This window comes from Bacillus cereus group sp. N14 (assembly GCF_016483555.1).
Lineage (GTDB): Bacteria > Bacillota > Bacilli > Bacillales > Bacillaceae_G > Bacillus_A > Bacillus_A wiedmannii.
The window spans coordinates 39,667-60,584 of record NZ_JAEHBQ010000013.1 but is presented as its reverse complement, the minus strand read 5'-3'; the positions used below and the strand labels follow the sequence as shown (position 1 = coordinate 60,584).

Sequence of the window (20,918 nt, the reverse complement as noted above, 5' to 3'; positions counted from 1 at the left end):
TTTCACGCTACTCCTCCTTTTAATCGCATAATAATGAGAAGGAGCAGTGGCAGTAAACCGAATAAAAATAAAGCAGCATTACCGAGCATATCCCCCAATTTAAGTAAATCATTTATATTTTTCGAAGTCATAGCAATGATGTAAATAATTGGAAGTAAAGCAAACATAAACGGATGAATACTCTTTTTAAAGAGTTGCGCTACTCCTAATGCAGCAGCATAATAGCTAATCGTATAGGTAGCAAATATTTGCATAATCCATATTACAAGCAATAAAGACTCAAAACGTTCAAATATCAAACCAGAAATTTCAAAACTGCGCATAAGGTCAATTGTCGGCCATGTTCTTGTTACAACTCCATCAATAGATAATGCACCAATGACCATTACAACAGTTATTACATAAAAGACTAACGGAATAGAAATTCCAACTAGAATGACTTTTACTGCTTTATTTGGTTGTTCCATAAACACCAAAAGAATTAACATAATTTCAGGACCTGTATATGCGAGAGACGTTGTTTTTATCCCATCTAACACCGGTTTGATCCCCAAACCTAATACGGGACGGAGATTATCTACCTCAAATATTCCGATACTCATAAGGAAATGAGTAAAAAAATAAAAACCGTTATAGGAAATATTATTTCAAACATCCTTGCAATTGAATTAATACCACTCATAATCAAATAAAGACCTATCCACATAAAAGGCATAATAATGGCCCATGTAGGAGTTCCTTCCAGCAAAAAAAAGCCTATTACTTCTGCCATTGAACGAATTTGAAAAGCTGAAGTTGTAAGAAAATAACCTATAATAAGTAAACTAAGCAATCTGCCTATCCATTCCCCTACAATTTCTTGGCTGTATTGATAAAAAGTTTTTTCTGGAAACTGCTGACTTAATTTTACCATGATTATTCCTGTAACCATTGCGAGTATCCCACCTAATATCACACTTAGCCATACATCTGGTGTTTTCACTTTTTCCACAGATGCTCTGGGCAGAGTGAGAATTCCTGTTCCAAGTATGTAATTTACAATAATAACAACTGCTTGCGAATTTGTTATACGGTCTTTGGGTTTAGTAATCACTGAAGGCCACTTCCTTTCGTCATCAGCTACCTTTTGCGGATAGTATTTTTGGTATTCATTATTTTCGGTCGGCGTCTCATCATTTTTAATGGCATGCGAACCATAAAATCTTTCCAATCACTAAATTGATACGGAACAGCAGGGCTGGTATAAGGAACGCCAAAACTTTTCAATTTCACTAAATGACTGCAAAGTAAAAGAAAGAAGAGAATAACTCCATACAAGCCAAAAATCGCAGCACAAAACATAGCTACAAAACGAAGAATGCGTAACGTAATCCCTACACTATATTGTGGGATAGTAAAGGAAGAAATAGCTGTTACCGCAACAATGATAACCATTATCGGACTAACAATTCCTGCTTCAACGGCGGCCTGACCAATAATTAACCCGCCCACAATTCCCATTGCAGGTCCAATCGGTTTAGGCAGACGTAAACCTGCTTCCCGTAAAACTTCGATAGCCACTTCCATAATCAACGCTTCTATTAGAGCGGGAAAAGGAACTCCTTCTCGCGATCCGATAATTGAAATAGCTAGCTTAGTGGGCATTAATCCTGGATGAAATGAAATAAAAGAAATATACAGTGCTGGAGCAAATAATGAAACAAAAGCTGTCATGAAGCGTAATAAACGGAGAAGCGTACCAGGAATCCACCGTTCATAATAATCTTCTGGTGATTGCAGCAACATACTAAATGTAACTGGAGCAATTAAAACAAACGGTGTTCCATCTAACAAAATAGCTACTCGGCCTTCCATCAAAGCACTAATAACACGATCAGGTCGTTCGGTATTCTGAATCTGCGGAAAAGGACTGAAATAATTATCTTCAATGAGCTGCTCTATATAACCAGATTCGAGTACACTATCTATGTTGATTTTCTGAATTCTATTTTTTACTTCTTCCACCAATTCTGTACTAGCAAGATCTTTAATAAAAGCAACAACTAACTCTTTTTTTGCACGTTCTCCTACTGAAAGCTTTACTAATGATAAGTTCTCATCTGCACAATGCCGTCGCAAAAGTGAGGTATTATCACTTAATACCTCAGTAAAACCCACCCGCGGACCTCTTACTAAAGCCTCCGATACTGGTTCTTCAATGTTCCGTTTATTCGCTTTTGTTGTGCCCAGAATAAACACATCTGCTATACCATCAATCAAAAGAGCTGTCGAACCTATCAATACTTTTGATATCAAATCATTTATGTAATGGACTTCTGCTACTTCACTAATTGAAAGAACTTTATTTTTAATATATGCTTTTGAAACGGTACCCTCCACATAAGAAGATTCATTTTTATATTCGTCAGAAAAATCATCCATTAGTAATTTCATAATATGCTTTTCAATTATCTCTTTATCTGATAGTCCCTCAACAAAAATAATCCCAGCTTGAATACCTGTGCGACCAATATTAAACTCCCGAAAGCGAATATCAGAATTATGACCGATTTTTTGTTTTATGAGTTCTAAATTGGAAGCAAAATCATCCGTGAAATGAATGTTTGCATTTTGAGAAGGCTTATATTGTTGATTAGTTTCACTTTGAATAGTATTTTTTTGCAACTGTTTATCTTTTGATTTCCACCAACTCATTCTTACCACTCTTTCTCTGACATACGGACCCAATGAAAAAATCTTGAGATAGTATATGGAATTAAAAACAAGATAAAAGCTTGTACAAATATTTTCCAATCCGGAAGATAAGAAACAATTATGTTCCACATTTTGATCACCTGCTTTATATACAGTACTAGGATACATTTCAAAAAATTGGTATTTAATTAATTAAAAATCGCCATCAGACCAAAGAACAGAAAAGCGAGACCATATGCTATTTAATACCAGCAAACTAGTTAACATAAAACATTTCTGACCTAAAATACGATTTCCATTTATAATTTGTTAGATATTATTTCCTTTTCTCTTATTTATATGCCCACATTCAAATTGCAAATATTATAAGTATCAATGTTGCCTCTTAAAGAAAAAAAGATGCTAGATAGCATCTTTTTTTCTTTAATTCAACTTATTATTTATTTATATTTTTAGCTAAATTACTTTTGTTTTTTTCATATAATGTATATATAATAAGTCCAATAACCATCCAAATTTTGAACTACCCCCATTTCGATATGTGTCTATCATACAACAAACGTACATTCGATAGGTAGTAAAGTAACAGTTTATGTATGTCGAACAATTAAGATGGCTTCCTGCCATCCCTTGTTCGAAGCCAATTCATCTCCCACCTACTCACTTCGCGTTCCTTGAGGAAGGAGTCTTCTTGGCTAAAATGATAAATATACCAATTGAGATTTTGAATTAGTAAGAGTTTATCATCGTAATTCCAAGTGAATGCGCTTTGCTTCAAAATAAAGGACCTGAATAAATTTTTTCGTATCAATACGAGCCGGTAATGTTGGCTCATTATTCAACTCTGTCATCTTTCTCCTTACGGTAGTAAAATCAAAAAATCTAGAAGCATAATTTTCGAACTTCGGGTTTAAAAAATCTGTAAGTCCAAGGGATGCTAAATGGTTTAATGATTGATAAATTGCTCTCCGAATCCGTTGCTTGGAGGCTTCTATGAACCTTTTTAATTCGGCATCTTCAGCTGTTTCTCCAAGTTTTTTTTGAGCCAAATTTACAAAAATCTCTTTTAATGAGGGAAAACCTTGTTCCAACGTTTTATCTTGTTCATATATATATAAATAATCTAGCATATCCATTAAATCTTTACTTCCACTTTCACTGGCTATTCCTAATTCAGATAGAAGAAAATGAATGGCATTTTGAAAATGATTGAAAGTATTTAGATGTTTTTCATTACGGTATTTTTCCTGCATATTTGGATCACTATCTAATTTTAGTACCATATTGAGCGATTCTTGAATATTTTTTATCGATTTTTCCAAACGAATTCGTTCAATGACCTTCTGAACGACCGTTAATACTTCAATCCGGTTAATTGGCTTAATAATGTAGTATTCAACGCCAAGCGAATACGCTTCAGCAATTAATTCTTTTGATTCTACTTGAGAGACCATGATGATTTTCCCTTTAAACGTGGGTTTTATTTGACGAATAGTTTTTATTCCATCTTGAATCGGCATTAACAAATCGATAAATAAAATGTCTATTTTTTTGAGAATTAGCATTTGTTGATCTAACAACAAGCCATCCTCAGCATCTCCTACAACCTCTCCAAGATCTTCATCCTCGATAATTTGAGCCAACATTGAGCGAACCGCTTTTTCATCATCTACTATATAAAAATACATAGAATCACCCTTTCGAAATTATATGATCAATCCCTAATCTAATTATAAAGATTGATCCTTTTCCTTCGGTTCTGTCCTCAAGCGTAACATCACCTTCAAGTTGTTCGACCATTTCTTTAACATACGATAGTCCGATGCCTGTCGATGGATTACCTAAATCATCATATTTAGAAGTAAACCCTGGTTCAAAAATTGAGTCTTTATATTTTGAAGAAATACCGGGACCGTTATCTCCTATTCGAAATTCAACGAAATGATAGTCTTTATTAATGTCAATTGTGATGGTTCCCATATCTTGGATAGCTTCTACAGCGTTTGTAACGATATTATTTATAATAGATAAGATTGTGTAAATATGATAATGAGGATGCACGCCATCAATTTTATACACAAATTGGATGTCTTTCTCTAGTAACCGGGCGTATTTTGCATTTGCTCGTATAATGATATTTACCAGTTCATGTACAGACATATAATCTGTAAAACTTTCATCAGAAATTAGCTTTGAAAGTCCAGCAAAAATACGTTGGTTATCCTTTTTAACGTCATGGACCTCACCAGCAATTTGTAACGCCTGTTGCCTTAAATCCTCAAACTGGAAGTCCATCTGTTTATGCTCAAAAGAGTCTAAGGTTTTATATAAATCATAGGATTTTTTCGTTATATTCTCAGCATCCTGTAACGTTTTTTTTAAATGAACAGCGTCTTCATATAAATTAGAGATTAGCATAAGCATGTGTTCATTTTGTTTCTTTATATGCCTCTCCCTTGACTGAGCTTCATACAATTTCATCATATTGAAAAAGCTTAGAACTATAAAACTATGGGAACATGCGGTAACGATTATCTCATTTATTGCCTCTGGTGTGATAGATGTTTTTAATACGAAATATTGAATCATTAATTCCACACTGTCTGACAATATTTCGATGATGCAACCAATAAACCCAATCATCAATGGTTGATGGTGAAAACGTTTGACTTTTGCTAAATGAAAGAGATAAGAATAAGTAAAATAAAAGGAAAAACTAGGATAGTGGGTATGGAAAGCAGCTATCCAATCCATATTTTCCTTTATGATGACATCCATTGAGATACGAAATACTACAACGACTATTGCTGTTAAAAAACCCGGTAAAAATGCTGGGACTCTCCGAAACAATAACAAAAAAAAGAAAAATGTTGGTGCTCCAAAGCTCATTCTAAATGTTTCATTTAAAGGAAATGACTTTATTTCACCTACTAAGGGTACTGTAAATATCATCAAAACCAGAATATAGATGTCTTTTTTTACTAAATTACTAAGATTCAAAATAATCACTTCTCACTTTCGCCTAACAGTCAGTATACAAACCTATTTACATTAATACAACACTTACTCTATTTTTCCAAAAAATGATAAATAAGATATTAACGAAAGCATTACATATTGTGAGTATTCATTACATTCTTCTGCTTTGGAAAGATACTTTATAACTCAAAAATGTTCAGACACATTATACGGTCTGAACACTTTTGGATTTGCTCTAGCACCAAAATAACTATGATCCTTTTAAAATATACTTAAATCCCATTCTTTTGCAATATGTTCTAATAACATAGCCCCTGTTAAACTATTCCCATATTCATCAATGGCTGGTCCATAAATACCAATACCACATCCATCCTGGAACGGTAGATCCTTCCTAGATTTTGAGGGAGCAAGTGTCATAATTCCTCCGGATACCCCACTTTTAGCTGGTAACCCAATGAAAGCAGCAAATTTGCCAGAAGCATTATACATTCCACATGTGAGCATTAAAGCTTTTGTTAACTTGGCTACTTCTTTAGGGAGCACTCGTTCTTTACGAATAGGATGATACCCATCATGTGCTAGTATAAGCCCTATTAAAGCAATATCTTCTGTATTTATTTCAATCGAACATTGTTTTAAGTAAACCTCTAGTGTCTCCTCTACATCCGATTCTAAAAAACCATTCTCCTTTAAATAGTATGCTAAAGCCCTATTACGATGAGCTGTTTGCCATTCTGATTGAAATACCTTTTCATTAATAGCAGGACGCTTCTCTATCATTTTTTCAATTAATGCAAATAAAGATTCTAATTTTTCTTGCACCGATGTTCCCGGCAAAAGCGAAGCTATCGTAATTGCTCCAGCATTAATCATAGGATTAAAAGGTTTTCCTGGTTTATGCATCTCTAAACGAATAATCGAATTGAAGGCATCTCCAGTTGGCTCTACGTCAACTCGCTCTAATACATAAGAAATACCGCGGCTTAAACAAGCGGCTATAAAGCTGATTACTTTTGATATACTTTGTAGGGTGAAAGGTACCTCCCAATCTCCTGACTTTATCATAGTTCCATCTGGCTCTGCTATACAAATTCCTAATTGTGATAAATTTACATTTCCCAAAGCTGGAATATAACTGGCGCTTTGTCCCTTAGCTGCATAAGTTCGATAATAGGCTATCCATTTATCTAAGCAAACTTTTTCTTGACCCTCAATTTGAACGCTAGAATCTTTTATCATTTAACCATATTCCTCCGTACTATTAACTTTATATAGAATAATTTTTTCTTTAATATAATCAATAATAGTTGCACTAGAATTAAGAAAGATATTCAGACGTATTACAGTCTGAATATCTTTCTTGTTACATACTTTTCTTTTTTGAAGTTTCCTGATAATTGTCCCAACATTCAACGTTTTCAAGCCCTTTAATGTTTTCTTTATAAAAAATAGGATCTTTACCAGCTTTTTTTTGTTTTACATAATCTTGTAACGCAGCAAAGGCAATTTTTGAAAGTAAGGTAATAGCAATTAAATTAATAATAACCATAAAGCCCATAAATAAATCCGCTAAATCCCATACAATTTGGATTTTTGCAACCGAACCGAATATAATCATAGCCAACACACTTATTCGGTATATCATTAACCAGACTTTACTTGTATGTAAGAATCGAATATTTGTTTCACCATAATAATAGTTACCAATTAACGCACCAAATCCAAATAGAAAAACAAAGATAGCAAGACAACCCGATGCCCAAGAACCGATGTGTTCACTTAATGCTGCTTGTGTAAGTGCAATACCATTTAACCCCGGTTGTTTGTATGCATCAGAAAGCAAAATAATAAATGCGGTGCTAGTACAAATTATCAGTGTATCCGTTAACACACCAAATGCTTGAATCAGTCCTTGCTTCACCGGATGGCTTGTTGTTGCCGTTGCAGCAACGTTTGGTGCACTTCCCATACCAGCCTCATTTGAGAATAAACCACGTTTAACTCCATTCATAAGCGCTGCACCAATTGAACCGCCTGCTATTTGTTTAAAACCAAATGCGTTTTGGACAATAAGAGAAAGAACTTCCGGCATTTTTGATATATTGGTCACTACAACAAATAATGCAACTCCAATGTATAATACCGCTAGAAACATTACCTTGTATTCAGCCATTTTTGCAATACGTTGTACACCACCAAAGATAATAGCAGCGAAAGCAATGGCCATTATTATCCCAACAGTTAGACGCTCTGTACCAAATGAGTTTTGAAAAGCAATTGTAACTGTATTTGATTGTACAGAATTGAATACAAGGCCAAAAGTAATGGTGATTAAAATAGAGAATAATACTCCCATCCAGCGTTTGTTTAATCCTTTTTCCATATAATAGGATGGACCGCCTCGGAAACCAGTTTTATCTTTTACTTTATATATTTGTGCTAATGTGCTTTCAACAAAACTGGATGCCGAGCTAATAATGGAAATAATCCACATCCAAAATACAGCTCCAGGACCACCTAATGCAATCGCAATTGCAATTCCTGTGATATTCCCTGTTCCAACACGAGCTGCCATACCAATACAAAATGCTTGAAAAGGAGAGATTTGATCTTTAGAACCATTCTTTCCCTCCATTAACACACGGACCATTTCTTTTAGCATTCGAAACTGCACAAATTTCAATTTAAATGTAAAATAAATTCCGCAAACAACTAGCATAATAATTAACAATTTAGACCATAAAAAATCATTCGTTGATCCGACTATATCCACCAAAAACCTTTCCATATTATCACCCCATATCAAAAATTCATATACCATAATCTATATAAAATCACCTATATTTCCTGACATAAATACCTCATTTCATATACACATAATAAAAAGAGACATTTTCTATAATAATGGGATTACCTTGTTTAAACGAACATCCACAACATGTAACGGTAAAACTTACACTTTGAAGGGCCTAATGCTTGTACATATGGATGCTCTAAGTCCTACTACAAAAACTAGTATTCTTATTTAGTAATATAGTTGCACCATCATGTTTGTTTCGTTTACCGGTGATTTAAATTTAAATCGTATTAATCTTCTTTATCTCTTTCTATTGTTTGCACAGAAATATAAATTGAATTATCAAAAAATAAAATGATTATATATGGTCTCATATTTATTCTAGAATATAGTTTCTTTGATTTTTAATTAATGCCACTTAGAAAAACACTGAACTGCTCTTGTACTCCCTTCTAAATACTTAATATTTATCAATATCTCTCTTCATTTGTCTAAAAACTTTTGCTGTAAAACCTTCTTTAAAGTACTTTTTAACATAAGATATTTTTTTAAAATTCCCTACATCTCAGAAGCTTTTAATTCTATTTCTTTCTATAAATAACGAAAATCATTAATAGATTTTTCTTATTTTTGATAAACATATACTAACGATTTTTTGTTTTTCATTTATTAAAAAAAGTATTTGTTGGTGTAAATCAAGGTTGCAAACTCGCCCCTTACACGTTTGTAAATGTCCGGTTTCATAATAATCAATAGTGATTAATTGTTTTTTTGATAATTTTCTTAAGAACACGGATATATCTCCTTCCTCACTACAAATCTCTAAAAATAGCCTGTTAGTAAAAAAATATAGGCTAGGTAAAAAATTTACGAAAAACCTATGAAGCGCTTTCAATCTTAAGCTAAGGGAAGCGTGCCCTTAATTTATAATCAAAAGTACAGAATGTTACCAAAAAGTACAGATATTTATAAAAAATTTTTAAAATATTTTAAGAGTTTTTTCATCACAAAAAATACTGAGATTTTGCACATTAGTTAAATTTACAAATAAAGGAATTATAAACCTTTGAAGAAAATATCGAATTTTAAATGGATGTTCCATATGAATAAGAAAATCTGATTAATTGTTGAGGGCATAAAGCTATTGGCAGGAAAATTACTCTAATTTCACATAATTCACCTCCTGATTTGGAAGTGATATAGAGGAGAATTATAAGGGCGCATTATCTTTTGAATCAGAAAAAGTAAAATAATCAAAGTGGACAACACAATTAATAATTCTTTCATTCTTCTAGAAAGAACACAGGGTTCTTCGAACTTAAATAAACAATAAGTGAAAGTTGCACAAATCCATGAACATACTGCAAATGTAAAATCTGATTATCCTACATAAACTTTCTACTGAAATCATCAAAAAATACACTATTATCGTTATAGAAGACCTATAAGTTAGAAACATGCTCTAAAAAAAATAGCTGTCAAAAGCGATTAGCGAAGTATCTTGATCAAAATTTCGAACTATGGTGGAATATAAAGCAAAATGGTACCTGAAACATTGGAAGTGAGGTTCCCCTAGGAGATCCGTATGTATACTAATTCATTCGTATATATTTCAAATGCAGGACTTTATGCAATATCCGAACATTGCGGGTTTTGTTCTACCTAACCTTTGACAAGTCTCTACTTACCTCATAAAATCATATATACTTTTGCTTTTTTAAAACTCCATGTAAAATAATTGAAATCAATAATTGATAATAAACTTTCGTAATATTAAAAAAACAAAAACATTTAGTTTATGTATGATATCATACTAAAAAATCATTTGTTTTCTCGATTAATCCTCTAGGAGGTTTCGCCTATATTACGCAGATTTAAAACATTAAAGGCTCTAAGAAAAAATAAAGGATTTTGAAGGGATGACATATTACAAAATGCCTATTTAATATCCAGATTATCGAACAACCAATTGATAAGGAAAGCTATTAAGTTAATTGCGATATAGGGAATTTGTTGAATATATATTAGTGAATGCATATTTCCCTTCCGTTCCCTACTACTAAAATAGATTACAGGTGGTGTATTGTGAAAGAAGTAGTATTCGTTCCAAATAAAAAAAGACTCCTTATGAAATTCGTATTTTTTAAAAAGGATATAGTGTTTACCATTTCACTGATACTAGCAGTTGTAAGCTGTTTTATATATTCGCCAAAGATTGAATATATTAACTTTGAAGTGCTGATTAGCTTATTTAATCTAATGGTGGCCATTAAGGCTTTTGAAGAATTAAAGATATTAGACAAACTTGCCGTTGCTATTTTGAATAAATGCCATAACAGTAGGTCAATATCTATTATTCTGATTTTGTTATGCTTTGTTTGCTCCATGTTTGTAACAAATGATGTCGCTCTCCTCACTTTTGTACCAATAACACTTGTCATTAGTAAAAAGACACAAATGAATATGATGGATACAATCATCCTGCAGACAATCGCGGCAAACATCGGAAGTAGCTTGATGCCTATGGGAAATCCACAAAATTTGCACCTCTATTCTTACTATGGAATTAAGCTTATCCCATTTTTAAGTTCAATCCTGCTTTTAGCTGTTCTTGGGATCAGTTTGTTGTTTATATTTACTCAAAAACTTCAAAAAACAGATTTAAAATTAGAACTACCTGTTATTACTGTAAAGAACCGAAAAAAAGCTACAGTCTGGATTTTGATACTTGTCACTATCATTGCATCTATTTTTGGATTCATTAATTATTACATTGCCCTAATAGTCACATTGATGGCAATATTTATTTTGGATAGAAAATTACTATTTAAGATTGATTATTTTCTTCTGATAACCTTTGTCTGTTTTTTTATTTTCATCGGGAATATTTCCCATTCTAATGCATTTGAGACATTTGCTCGTGCTAATTTAAGAGGAAACACCTCAGTCTTCTTTAGTTCTATATTTTTGAGTCAATTAATTAGCAATTTTCCTACTTCAATTCTTCTATCAAACTTTACTTCTGATTGGAAACCATTATTACTAGGAGTAAATATTGGAGGGCTTGGAACAATTATCGCATCTTTAGCCAGTGTAATCTCGTACAAACTATTCATTCAAGCCAACAGTAAAGAAAGCAAGAAGTATTTAATCAAATTCAGTGTTTATAACTTTTCATTTCTAATCATACTTACATGTATACAATACTTCATCTTTAGATTTCTAAAAATTTTTTAAAAAGTGATTACCACTGTAAGAATAAAAACATATAGTGTTTTTTATTTCTTTTCTGAATTAATGAAACAATAACATGCTCATTAACTTAAGAACTTCATAACAGCCTAAAAAAAGAAGGTACATTTTCAACTGTTGATGCCAATTTTCTCTCTTTGGGATATTTACTTTCTTAGCTTGATAGCAATGGGGTAGCACCACACATCCATCAACTTAAGGTATATTTTTATACAAAATGCAATCCTTCCATATAGTTTTTTATTATCTTTTATAGATCTTATAAAAGTGGGCATATCAAATAAACCCTGACGGGCTTCAATTTTTTCACTATGCTACCTGATGAGTAGAAGTGGTATACTCATACACAACACCCAAAATATCAAAAACTGTCTTTTTCTCATATCGATGAGATTTTCGTCCGTTGTGCTGTAGGAGGTTAAACAGACGAAGGAGAACCTTTGATAATTCTTGGGTGTTTTTGTGTAATGCTTGATGAAAAAGTAAGAAATAATCTTTAATCATGTACATCGCTTTATATTCACTTAGTTCTTTCTGTTTCTTACGTAACAGAAGTTCCCTCATTTTAAACATAGTAGAAGAACATAATAGAATACTAATGAGTTGACCATAAAGATGACATTCTAACCGCTCTTGTTTAATAGATTTACAACGATGAATTTGAAACCAAGATTTCCATACTTTAAATAACAGCTCAATTTGCCAGCGTAGTGAATATAAATCATAGATTTTCTCTTTTGGTACCCGTTCCGTAGGAATATTTGTCATATATACCGTAATTCCTTGTAAAAGTTTCGTACGCTCTGTATATGTAATCCCTTTTTTCTTTTCGCGAATCGCTCGATCGCGTAGGCGTTTCTGTTTTTGTTCCTCGGTACATCTATAAACCACAATGCGAGTAGGCAGTTTGTCTTTACTCCCTACATATACATCATGTAATTCATATACTTGGCCAGGTTGTAATTGTTTCATGATGTCTTCCAAATGAATTTGTATATATACCGGTTTCAATTGAGCAGGTTTTGTTTTAAATACCACTGTTTCAAATTCTTTTCTATATATTTTAGTTGGTAACTTAAGACGTGATAAATAATATCCCTGCTTATCTTGAATAGACTTAAAGTCTTGTAGACGAAAATATCCTAAGTCACGAATGTATAGTTCATTCTTTTGTGCCATGCCTGTTCGAGTCGCACTATATGCCTGATCACTTCGTTTTCCTGGTTCAATTTCCACATCAGAAAATTTCCCACTCAACAAGTCATACTCTAGTTGAATTTTCACACCAGCTGTATGACTACATCCTCCGGCACCAGGATAAGTAGTTGCGAATCGATTTGGAACTTGGAAGGTTGTGGAATCAAGGACGAGAATCCGCTCAAAATAAGAAGAAAGAGAATGAGAAATCTTAGATGTTCCTCCAATTTTAGCTTGTAAAAGTGTAGTAAATACAGTTCGAAAAAAGGCTACAGAAGCCGGGTTAAATCGTCGATTAAGTCCCTCCGGACTTAATAAAACTCCTGTTGAAGTTTCTAATTGACTACAAAGTTGAGTAAGAGAAGTAGTAGCGATTTGTTGATTTAACCATACACACAAAGATAAGAGGTGGTGCCCGTGGCACTTACGTTTTCGTTTCATTCCGCCTGCTTCTATAGCTAATTGATTAAGTGTAGCGGGAGACATATATCGATATAACTCTTCGGCAAATAAAGATAACTCTTGTTTTTGATGCATATTCATAAAAAGCACGTCATCCTTTCTCATTAACATAAGAGAATAGTAACGTGCTTTTAGCTTCAAAAATAGTCTAAATCCTTAAGTTGATGGATGTGGGGTAGCACCACATGCCCATCAAGCTAATATTTTGAAATACCCCCAAAATAAATATTTTATCCCTTCATAGTTGTCCATGGGAATTCAGCTCATTTTTTTCGTTTTGGGGTAACTCGTTCTTGTTAGCTTGATGGCGATGGGGTGCTACCCCTAATATAATGGTTCTTGTTAGCATAATCATAATGAAAAGAATGTAAAAAACGATTCTTTTGATGTAAAAAAGAATCGACTTCTAATTTTTCGAATAAAATGTTCCCCGCTGTGTTATCACTATAATGAATATCCGTCTCTGTGATTTGAATCATAAGTCCACCACAATTTGAACCATAATATTGCCAGAAAGCATTATTTTTAGAGAACATTCTTGTAATATTTGAAGCATAACATTGCCATAAATCTTTTTTTAACTCATAAAGTTGCCGTGTTTTTTATTAATGTAGATTGATGGACAGGTGGTGCAACCCTAATAGATTTGGGACCTCTCTTTGTATCACTATCCTTTAATTATCATATATATATAAAGTATTATAATTAAATTTTAAAGGAGAAATATGTTATATGACAAAATTGGAGGAACTAGAAAAAGATTTTAATCAAATGAAACTAGATTTAAAAGCTATACAACATGATATGAAAAATTTAGAAACAAGAATACTAGTAACTGAAAAGGATGTTTTAACTATTAATAAACAATTAGATAAAATTAGTGCAAATACTACATGGATTTTACGATTAATCATAAGCGGATTGTTAACAGGTGTACTTGGTGTAGTAGCAAAAACCCTGCTGTAGGAAAAAAGGATGTTGGTCAATCAAAACGGATTTAGCGAAGCAAAGAGATTTTTTGATTTAATTAACTAGCATGAGAGCCCTTCAAGGATTGAGGGGCTCTAAGGGGACAGTCCCCCATAGGGTACACTCTATACTGTTGATGTGGTTTACATATATTTTGTCATTCGTAGAAATTACCTCCTGCTCTTAACAAGCAATAGGTGAAACAGTCTTGGACTATAGGAGGATCGCTACAAACCAAAAGAACCATAAGCCTGCCCAAGCGGCAAAATTATGGTTCAAATCACAGTCTCCGCAATTTCCCCCAAGAGTCATACCGGTATCCATTTGATTCTCTGTAATTGGTGAATACTTGACTAAATCATATTTTGTATAAGTGAAAATATCACCTAATTTGTCAATTGGATATTGTAGTAAAAATGCCCCTGCAATCAGAACCTTAAAGGTAGATGTGTAAACAAACCGTTCGTAAGGTAATCGATAGGTAACTGCCCATTTTGTATCAGCGTCGATTGGATAGTAACCCAGTCAAGCGTCAAACTTTTCTCAAGTTGCGTGAATGCTCAATGAGGCGCATGATTTGCATATTTAGTTTTCTCTACTTTTTCTTTTGCTTCTATCTAAAATGGTTCACCTGTAAAAAGTTTTACACTTGCAAAACTTAAACTTAATACTCCAACACACATCCCTAGTTTTAACATCATTGTACTTTTCAAGATAATCAGTCCTTTCGTGTTTTGCAGTTCTTAAAATAGATGTCAAACCAGACTCAATGTATCAAGTTTGGGCACTAAGTTTTTAGGATTACTTTTAATAGACAATTTAAGTAATAAGTTTGTTCCACTTTAAGATGAGGAAGAAATTTGAGTTTGTATAGTAACGGAGCAGAAACGTTAATAGGGGTACAGAAACGAAAATGGAATTTCATAGAAAATCTAATCTTAGCTTGATCGGCATTTAGTACCATCAGCGTTTTGGAACATTACCACGCTAAGCAAAAAACCTCACCTTTCATCTTTTTTCAGATAAGAAGTGAGATTTTTCGTTTTGGTGTATTTATTTTTCTTAACTTGATGGCGACGGGTTTCTACCCATATAGACGTAATTTTTTACTTTTCTGTAATATTTACAAAATTAACAGCTCTCTCGTCCTCAGTACCTAAAGCCGTATTCACTTTATCTATTTCCTTACTTAATTCTGGTGCTTTCCCTTGATTGAGTAAATTACGATTCCCAAAAGATTTATTAAAAGATAGAATCTGTCTAGTTTTTTCTTTCCCCTTTATTTCTTTAAATAATGTATCATCTACAATTAATAGGATTTCTTTGGATCCACCACGATATGGAGATAGCCATACATCCCCTTTATATTGTACATTCATTTTTTTCTCATCAAATGTTAGTTCTTTCAAGTCTTTATATTCTTTATTTGCAAATATGATAGTTTCATCTTTTTCTATTTTTGGTAACGAATCAAGAGGGACTGAAGATAGGAGCCCCTCGTTATTATCCCTTTCACGAATAAGTCCCTTTTTATTCATTTTTTCAGCAGTTGTTCTACTAATAAATAGTAAATTACTAGTAGCAGTATCCATAGAATCCCCAAATTTAGTCGGTAGCTTTATGTCAAGCTTATTATTATCTATAGTCCCTTCTTTTAATTGATATAGGTCTTGTGAGGTTGTTATATCTTTGTATGAGTCAATTATAGAATTTCTTGTTTGTTCATTTAACTGCTCTACCTCTATTGAAAGCCCATTTGCTGGAGAGTCTTTTGTACCAAATAATGAACATGCTCCTAACATGGTAATCGAAATACTAGCTACTATTAATAATCCAATTCTTTTTTTCAATCTATATTCTCCTTCTTTTAATTATATTTAAATTAAAAAATCGTTTTATACATTTTTTTCAAGTATTGAGATCGAACAAAGTAAAAGTATATAATTTGCAAAACTAAGAAACAAATTAATACCATAACTGAACTACCCAAGACTGAAAAATCGGCTAACTCTTGTAAGGCCATAAAAGCTACTGCACTATGTGTAATTGCTATTACAATGGGTAAAAAGAATAGTAATGCAAGTTGACGTGACACAATTTTCTTTAATTCAGGTTTACTTAAACCAACTTTTGCTATCATTTTATATTGTTGCTGATTTCGTTCTAAGTCTGTGTATAATCGGAAATATAAAAAGCTTGCGGCAAACGTAAAGAAAACAATGCCTATTAATACACTCATAATGGATGCAAGTCCAAAACCTTGTTTCATCATTAACCATGTAGAGATTAAAGAAGAAAAATTATATTGTTCGTTATATAATACAGGCTCATGTATACCTTCATTATCTTTCTGAAGAGTAGTCACAATTTTTTCAGCAACTTTTTTTGTTTTCTTCCAATCTTTTACAATAAAACCATTAATAGTGGATTCACCACGGTCATTCTCTGGATCCACTATCATTTGATTATATTTAGCATCTGGTACGATAATTAACGTTATGATTTTATCTTGTAATTCTTTCGGAGTGAGTATTTTATTTATATGCATATCTTGATTTATATTTCTATACAACAATTGAAAGTTATTTTGATTCGATTTTGTATTTGCGAATTTTCTTGCAGGTATGACAATACTATCATTTTCATCTTTTAAGCTTTCTTTTTCAAAACCAAATACAATAGCTAACTTATTATAATCACTTATTTTTATAACGCTTAATAATACATTACTGTTATAAAGAGTATCTGGAATTTGTTTTTTTGAATAAGCTACTTGTTTGAATTTAAACCCACCATTATTCAGTTCGCTTTCAATTATTTTTAGATGTTCTTTTTCTAACTGGTTATTCTTATGAGACTGATAAGAAAATGCAAAAGGGCTATCCGATTCAGCCATGGAAGAATTGCCCAACCCCATACAAGTCCCTACTGCCGTGAAAGAAACGGCAGATATAATAGTGACCATAAAAAACATTTTTGCATTATCTTTTAATTGATACACTAAATCTGAGATGGTTAGTATGTTTGTTTTCTTAAAGAAAATATTTTCCCTTTTCTTTAATACACGTAACACATACACACTGAGCTGTGTAAATAAGAAGTACGTCCCAAGTACAACAAAGCTCACCCCTGTCACCATCATGAATAATACATATTTCATATCCTTGTATTGAATTGCGTTAACACTATGAAAAACGGCTGTATATCCTAATCCAATACAAATAAGCGCAAATAAAGATAGCCAAAAGGATGCTTTGGGTTCAGGCTTTGGCTTTTCTTCTGCTTTTATTAATTCTACTAATTGCTCTACATTTACTAGTCGAGAAGTGAAAAGTGAAATAAATAAAAACAGTAAGAAGAACGCTCCAAATGTTATCCCAATTGCTTTAAATGGCATGTAAAATGGGAGTACTTTATCAATCATTAACAGATTATTGCTCATAATTAAGATAAACTTAGAGAACGCCATTCCAATTGTAATTCCTGTTAAAATGGAAGCGATACCAATTATTGTATTTTCGATAAATACTAATTTATTCAACTGTGAACGCGACATCCCATGTAGCATTAGAATTCCAAAGTCTTTTTTTCTTGTTTTTAAAAATGCACTTACAGAATATAGGATAAAGAAGAATGAGAAGAAAAATATTAACCCCTGCGATATCTGTAATCCTGACTTTGCAAATGTATTGATTGTTACACTGGTAGCAAGATCGCCTTGTAAATTAGGATGAAATGCAAGTAATGCATAGGTAAAGAAAATCATAATAGCAAACGTACTACTTAAAAAATGAGCCAAATATGTTCGTTTACTTCGAATGACGTTATTAAATGCGAATTGTCGAAAAGTCATTTGCATTTCCTCCTAATAACGCTAAAACCTCTAGAATTTTTTGATAAAATACTTTGCGATTATCTCCACAATAAATCTCATTGTATAACTGTCCATCTTTGATAAACACAATTCGATCACAATAACTTGCAGCCATTGCATCATGTGTCACTAACATCATCGTTGTGCTATTATCTTTATTAAGCCTTGTCAATAATTCCATCACATCACAAGCAGATTTTGAGTCCAGATTTCCTGTAGGCTCATCTGCAAGTAATAATTTCGGATTATGAATAGTAGCTCGTGCGATTGCTGTTCTTTGTGCCTGCCCACCAGAAATTTCATACGTACGTTTATCTAGTATTTCTGTTATCCCTAGTTTTTTAGCAATAGCTTCCACTTTCCCCTCCATTTCTCTAGGGCTTACACCATCAAGTGTAAGTGGAAGAACAATATTTTCTTTCACTGTCAATGTATTAAGGAGATTAAATGATTGAAAAACAAACCCTAATTCACGTCTTCGAAATAAAGACAACTGATCCGGAGATAAAAGATATGGATTTTCTCCATGAATTAATACTTCTCCTGATGTTGGAGCATCTATAGTAGAAACCATATTTAATAGCGTTGTTTTACCACTCCCAGATGGTCCCATAATTCCTACAAATTCACCTTTGTTTATTTTTAAATCAATATGGGATAATGCTGTATAAGAAATTTTCCCAGAATAAACTTTCCCTAAATCTGAAACATGTAGTATCTCCACAAGTATTTCACCTTCCATTTCTCTTTTCGATACATGAAGTGTAACTTATATATATTAGGTCTCATATCGATTTCCCTAACATTTATCTAACAAGTTTGTAAGATTCAAAAGAAAAAACGATGAAAGGTATACCTTTCATCGGTTAACGAGATGCATACGGGAATATGATTCTAATTTTTGTTCCCTTACCTACCTCAGATTCTAGCTCAATCTTATGATTTAATTTTTCACATACTTCTTTAACAAGATATAATCCCATTCCCGTAGACTCTTTAAATTTCCTACCATTTTCTCCAGTATAAAATGGATTGAAAACACGTGGTAAATCAGCAGTAGGAATACCAACCCCATAATCTTTTACTTCCAAAACAATTGCTCTTCCTTTTGAATACGCCGATACTATTACTTTCTCTTTCTTACTTGATGAATATTTAATTGCATTTGACAGTACTTGATTGAGTATAAATCGAAACCATTTCTTATCTGTTTCTACAATAAGATTCGGATCTACTTTTACCTCTGGATACACATAACTACGTATAAATAGACGTTTATTTTCATGAATAGCAGAATCAATCATTCCCAATAACTGCAATCTGTTCACTTGAAAATCTTGTTCAAATGTTTCTAAGCGAGCAACATATAAGACCATTTCTAGTCCTTTTTTGATTCTTTCTGTTTCTTCATTAATACTGTCAAATCGTGAGTCTTCTGCATCTTGTGTAATTAACTCAATAACAGAAATAGGTGTTTTCATTTGATGGACCCATTGATTCATAAAAGTCATTTGTTCTTGTTGTTTTCGTTCCCATTTTTTTAATTGGTTTTGATAATATTGATATTGAGATTGTAGTAATGTTTCTAAGGCCATTGATAATGGAGTCAAATCACTATCTTTTATTGACTCATTTAAAGCTTCCATTGGTGTGGATAGACGCTTGTAGAATGAACGATGACTATAATAACGATATATTAGATAACCCATTAATAAAAAAACACCCAAAAATACAGAATATAATGCTGTCAAAATATGTGGATAACCATCAAACCAATATATAAAAAGAATGATAAGCAATTGGGCAAATGTATAACAAATAAGTGGAATATGTTCTTGTAAAAATAATTTCATTATTCCTTTCCTTCCTTTTTCCAAGTAGCATGCAATCGATATCCAGCACCACGAACTGTCTCCAATGCGTTTTCAATACCTAAATCCTGCAATTTCCTTCTAATTCTACCTATATTTACACTCAATGTATTCTCATCAATGTATGAACTATCCCATAGTTGTTCTAAAATCACTTCACGTTTTACAAGGAGCGGAGACTTTGTTATCAATATTTCCAATAAATTTGTTTCTTTTCTAGTAAGTAAAATTGTCTTATCATCTAGTTGAAGTTCCATTCTTTCTGGGAACAGGAATAACCCTGATTGCTCAACTATTCGTTCTTTTACTTTAGGAGCATATTCACCATATGCTCTTCTAAGTTGACTACGGATTTTAGACATTACAACTTCATAATAAAAAGGTTTCGTAATGTAGTCATCACCACCATTTTCTAATGCCATCACTTGATCCATCTCTCCACTCCTTGCAGATAGAAATACAATTGGACAAGTAGAAATAGCTCGTATTTGACGACACCAATAATAACCGTCAAAATTAGGTAAATTTACATCTAATAGCACTACATCTGGTTTTATCTCTTGAAATATATCTAAGACATTTTCGAAGTCCTCTATAATAACACTTTGGTATCCATATTTTTTAATATGAGTTCCCAGTAATTCAGCGATTTTCATATCGTCTTCTACAATCATGATTGTATTCATAACGTACTCTCCTTTAATTTAAGTTCAATTTCTAAAGTTCATTTGTTATTTAAAATTTTATTTATGTAAAAAAGATGATATCTCACCTATCCCCTCAAATGCAATAAGTATCCATTGAACTACTCCCACTTTCA

At 32.6% G+C, this 20,918-nt stretch carries 14 protein-coding genes and 1 pseudogene; 2 read left to right on the top strand and 13 right to left on the bottom strand.

The features are described 5' to 3' along the window. Positions 1-2 precede the first annotated feature (2 nt). From JDS82_RS18655 to JDS82_RS18625, 7 genes and pseudogenes are all read right to left on the bottom strand, one after another. Positions 3-1,093 (bottom strand): annotated as a pseudogene (locus tag JDS82_RS18655) (spore germination protein). Between the two features lie 26 nt (positions 1,094-1,119). Further along, positions 1,120-2,694: a spore germination protein gene (locus JDS82_RS18650; protein WP_199713715.1), complete on the bottom strand. Its 1,575-nt coding sequence runs from the start codon at positions 2,692-2,694 to the stop codon at positions 1,120-1,122. 743 nt (positions 2,695-3,437) lie between these two features. Next, positions 3,438-4,382: a response regulator gene (locus JDS82_RS18645; RefSeq protein WP_199713714.1), complete on the bottom strand. Its 945-nt coding sequence runs from the start codon at positions 4,380-4,382 to the stop codon at positions 3,438-3,440. 4 nt (positions 4,383-4,386) lie between these two features. Next, a complete protein-coding gene (locus tag JDS82_RS18640) occupies positions 4,387-5,703 on the bottom strand; it encodes an ATP-binding protein (protein ID WP_199713713.1) in 1,317 nt (438 codons plus the stop codon). A 231-nt stretch (positions 5,704-5,934) separates the two neighbouring features. Next, the gene (locus JDS82_RS18635; protein WP_199713712.1) at positions 5,935-6,915 is read right to left on the bottom strand and encodes a glutaminase; all 981 of its coding nucleotides are present in this window, start codon (positions 6,913-6,915) and stop codon (positions 5,935-5,937) included. 124 nt (positions 6,916-7,039) lie between these two features. After that, the gene (locus JDS82_RS18630; RefSeq protein ID WP_199713711.1) at positions 7,040-8,464 is read right to left on the bottom strand and encodes an alanine/glycine:cation symporter family protein; all 1,425 of its coding nucleotides are present in this window, start codon (positions 8,462-8,464) and stop codon (positions 7,040-7,042) included. A 619-nt stretch (positions 8,465-9,083) separates the two neighbouring features. Next, positions 9,084-9,266, bottom strand: coding sequence for a YolD-like family protein (locus tag JDS82_RS18625; protein ID WP_199713710.1), 183 nt, complete (start codon positions 9,264-9,266; stop codon positions 9,084-9,086). A 1,292-nt stretch (positions 9,267-10,558) separates the two neighbouring features. Here JDS82_RS18625 and JDS82_RS18620 point away from each other — a divergent pair. Further along, positions 10,559-11,710, top strand: coding sequence for an SLC13 family permease (locus JDS82_RS18620; protein ID WP_199713709.1), 1,152 nt, complete (start codon positions 10,559-10,561; stop codon positions 11,708-11,710). A gap of 324 nt (positions 11,711-12,034) precedes the next feature. Here JDS82_RS18620 and JDS82_RS18615 read toward each other — a convergent pair whose 3' ends face one another. Beyond that, complete coding sequence (locus JDS82_RS18615) at positions 12,035-13,465, bottom strand: IS4 family transposase (RefSeq protein ID WP_199713708.1); 1,431 nt, start codon at positions 13,463-13,465, stop codon at positions 12,035-12,037. A gap of 651 nt (positions 13,466-14,116) precedes the next feature. On the opposite strand from JDS82_RS18615, the gene JDS82_RS18610 reads away from it, so the two are divergent. After that, on the top strand, positions 14,117-14,350 hold the full coding sequence (locus JDS82_RS18610; RefSeq protein ID WP_199713707.1) for a hemolysin XhlA family protein: 234 nt from the start codon (positions 14,117-14,119) through the stop codon (positions 14,348-14,350). A gap of 1,109 nt (positions 14,351-15,459) precedes the next feature. Here JDS82_RS18610 and JDS82_RS18605 read toward each other — a convergent pair. The 5 genes from JDS82_RS18605 to JDS82_RS18585 all read right to left on the bottom strand — a co-directional run bounded on the left by JDS82_RS18605 (position 15,460) and on the right by JDS82_RS18585 (position 20,784). Then, a complete protein-coding gene (locus JDS82_RS18605) occupies positions 15,460-16,203 on the bottom strand; it encodes a lipoprotein BA_5634 family protein (RefSeq protein WP_199713706.1) in 744 nt (247 codons plus the stop codon). 32 nt (positions 16,204-16,235) lie between these two features. Next, entirely contained in the window at positions 16,236-18,206 is a 1,971-nt protein-coding gene (locus JDS82_RS18600; RefSeq protein ID WP_199713705.1) for an FtsX-like permease family protein, read from the bottom strand. Then, on the bottom strand, positions 18,181-18,951 hold the full coding sequence (locus JDS82_RS18595) for an ABC transporter ATP-binding protein (RefSeq protein WP_346011114.1): 771 nt from the start codon (positions 18,949-18,951) through the stop codon (positions 18,181-18,183). Before JDS82_RS18595 ends, JDS82_RS18600 begins: the two co-directional genes overlap by 26 nt. A 142-nt stretch (positions 18,952-19,093) precedes the next feature. Then, a complete protein-coding gene (locus JDS82_RS18590) occupies positions 19,094-20,080 on the bottom strand; it encodes a sensor histidine kinase (protein ID WP_199713703.1) in 987 nt (328 codons plus the stop codon). Continuing rightward, positions 20,080-20,784 (bottom strand): response regulator transcription factor, encoded by a 705-nt coding sequence (locus tag JDS82_RS18585; protein WP_199713702.1) that lies wholly within the window; start codon positions 20,782-20,784, stop codon positions 20,080-20,082. Before JDS82_RS18585 ends, JDS82_RS18590 begins: the two co-directional genes overlap by 1 nt. Positions 20,785-20,918 lie beyond the last annotated feature (134 nt).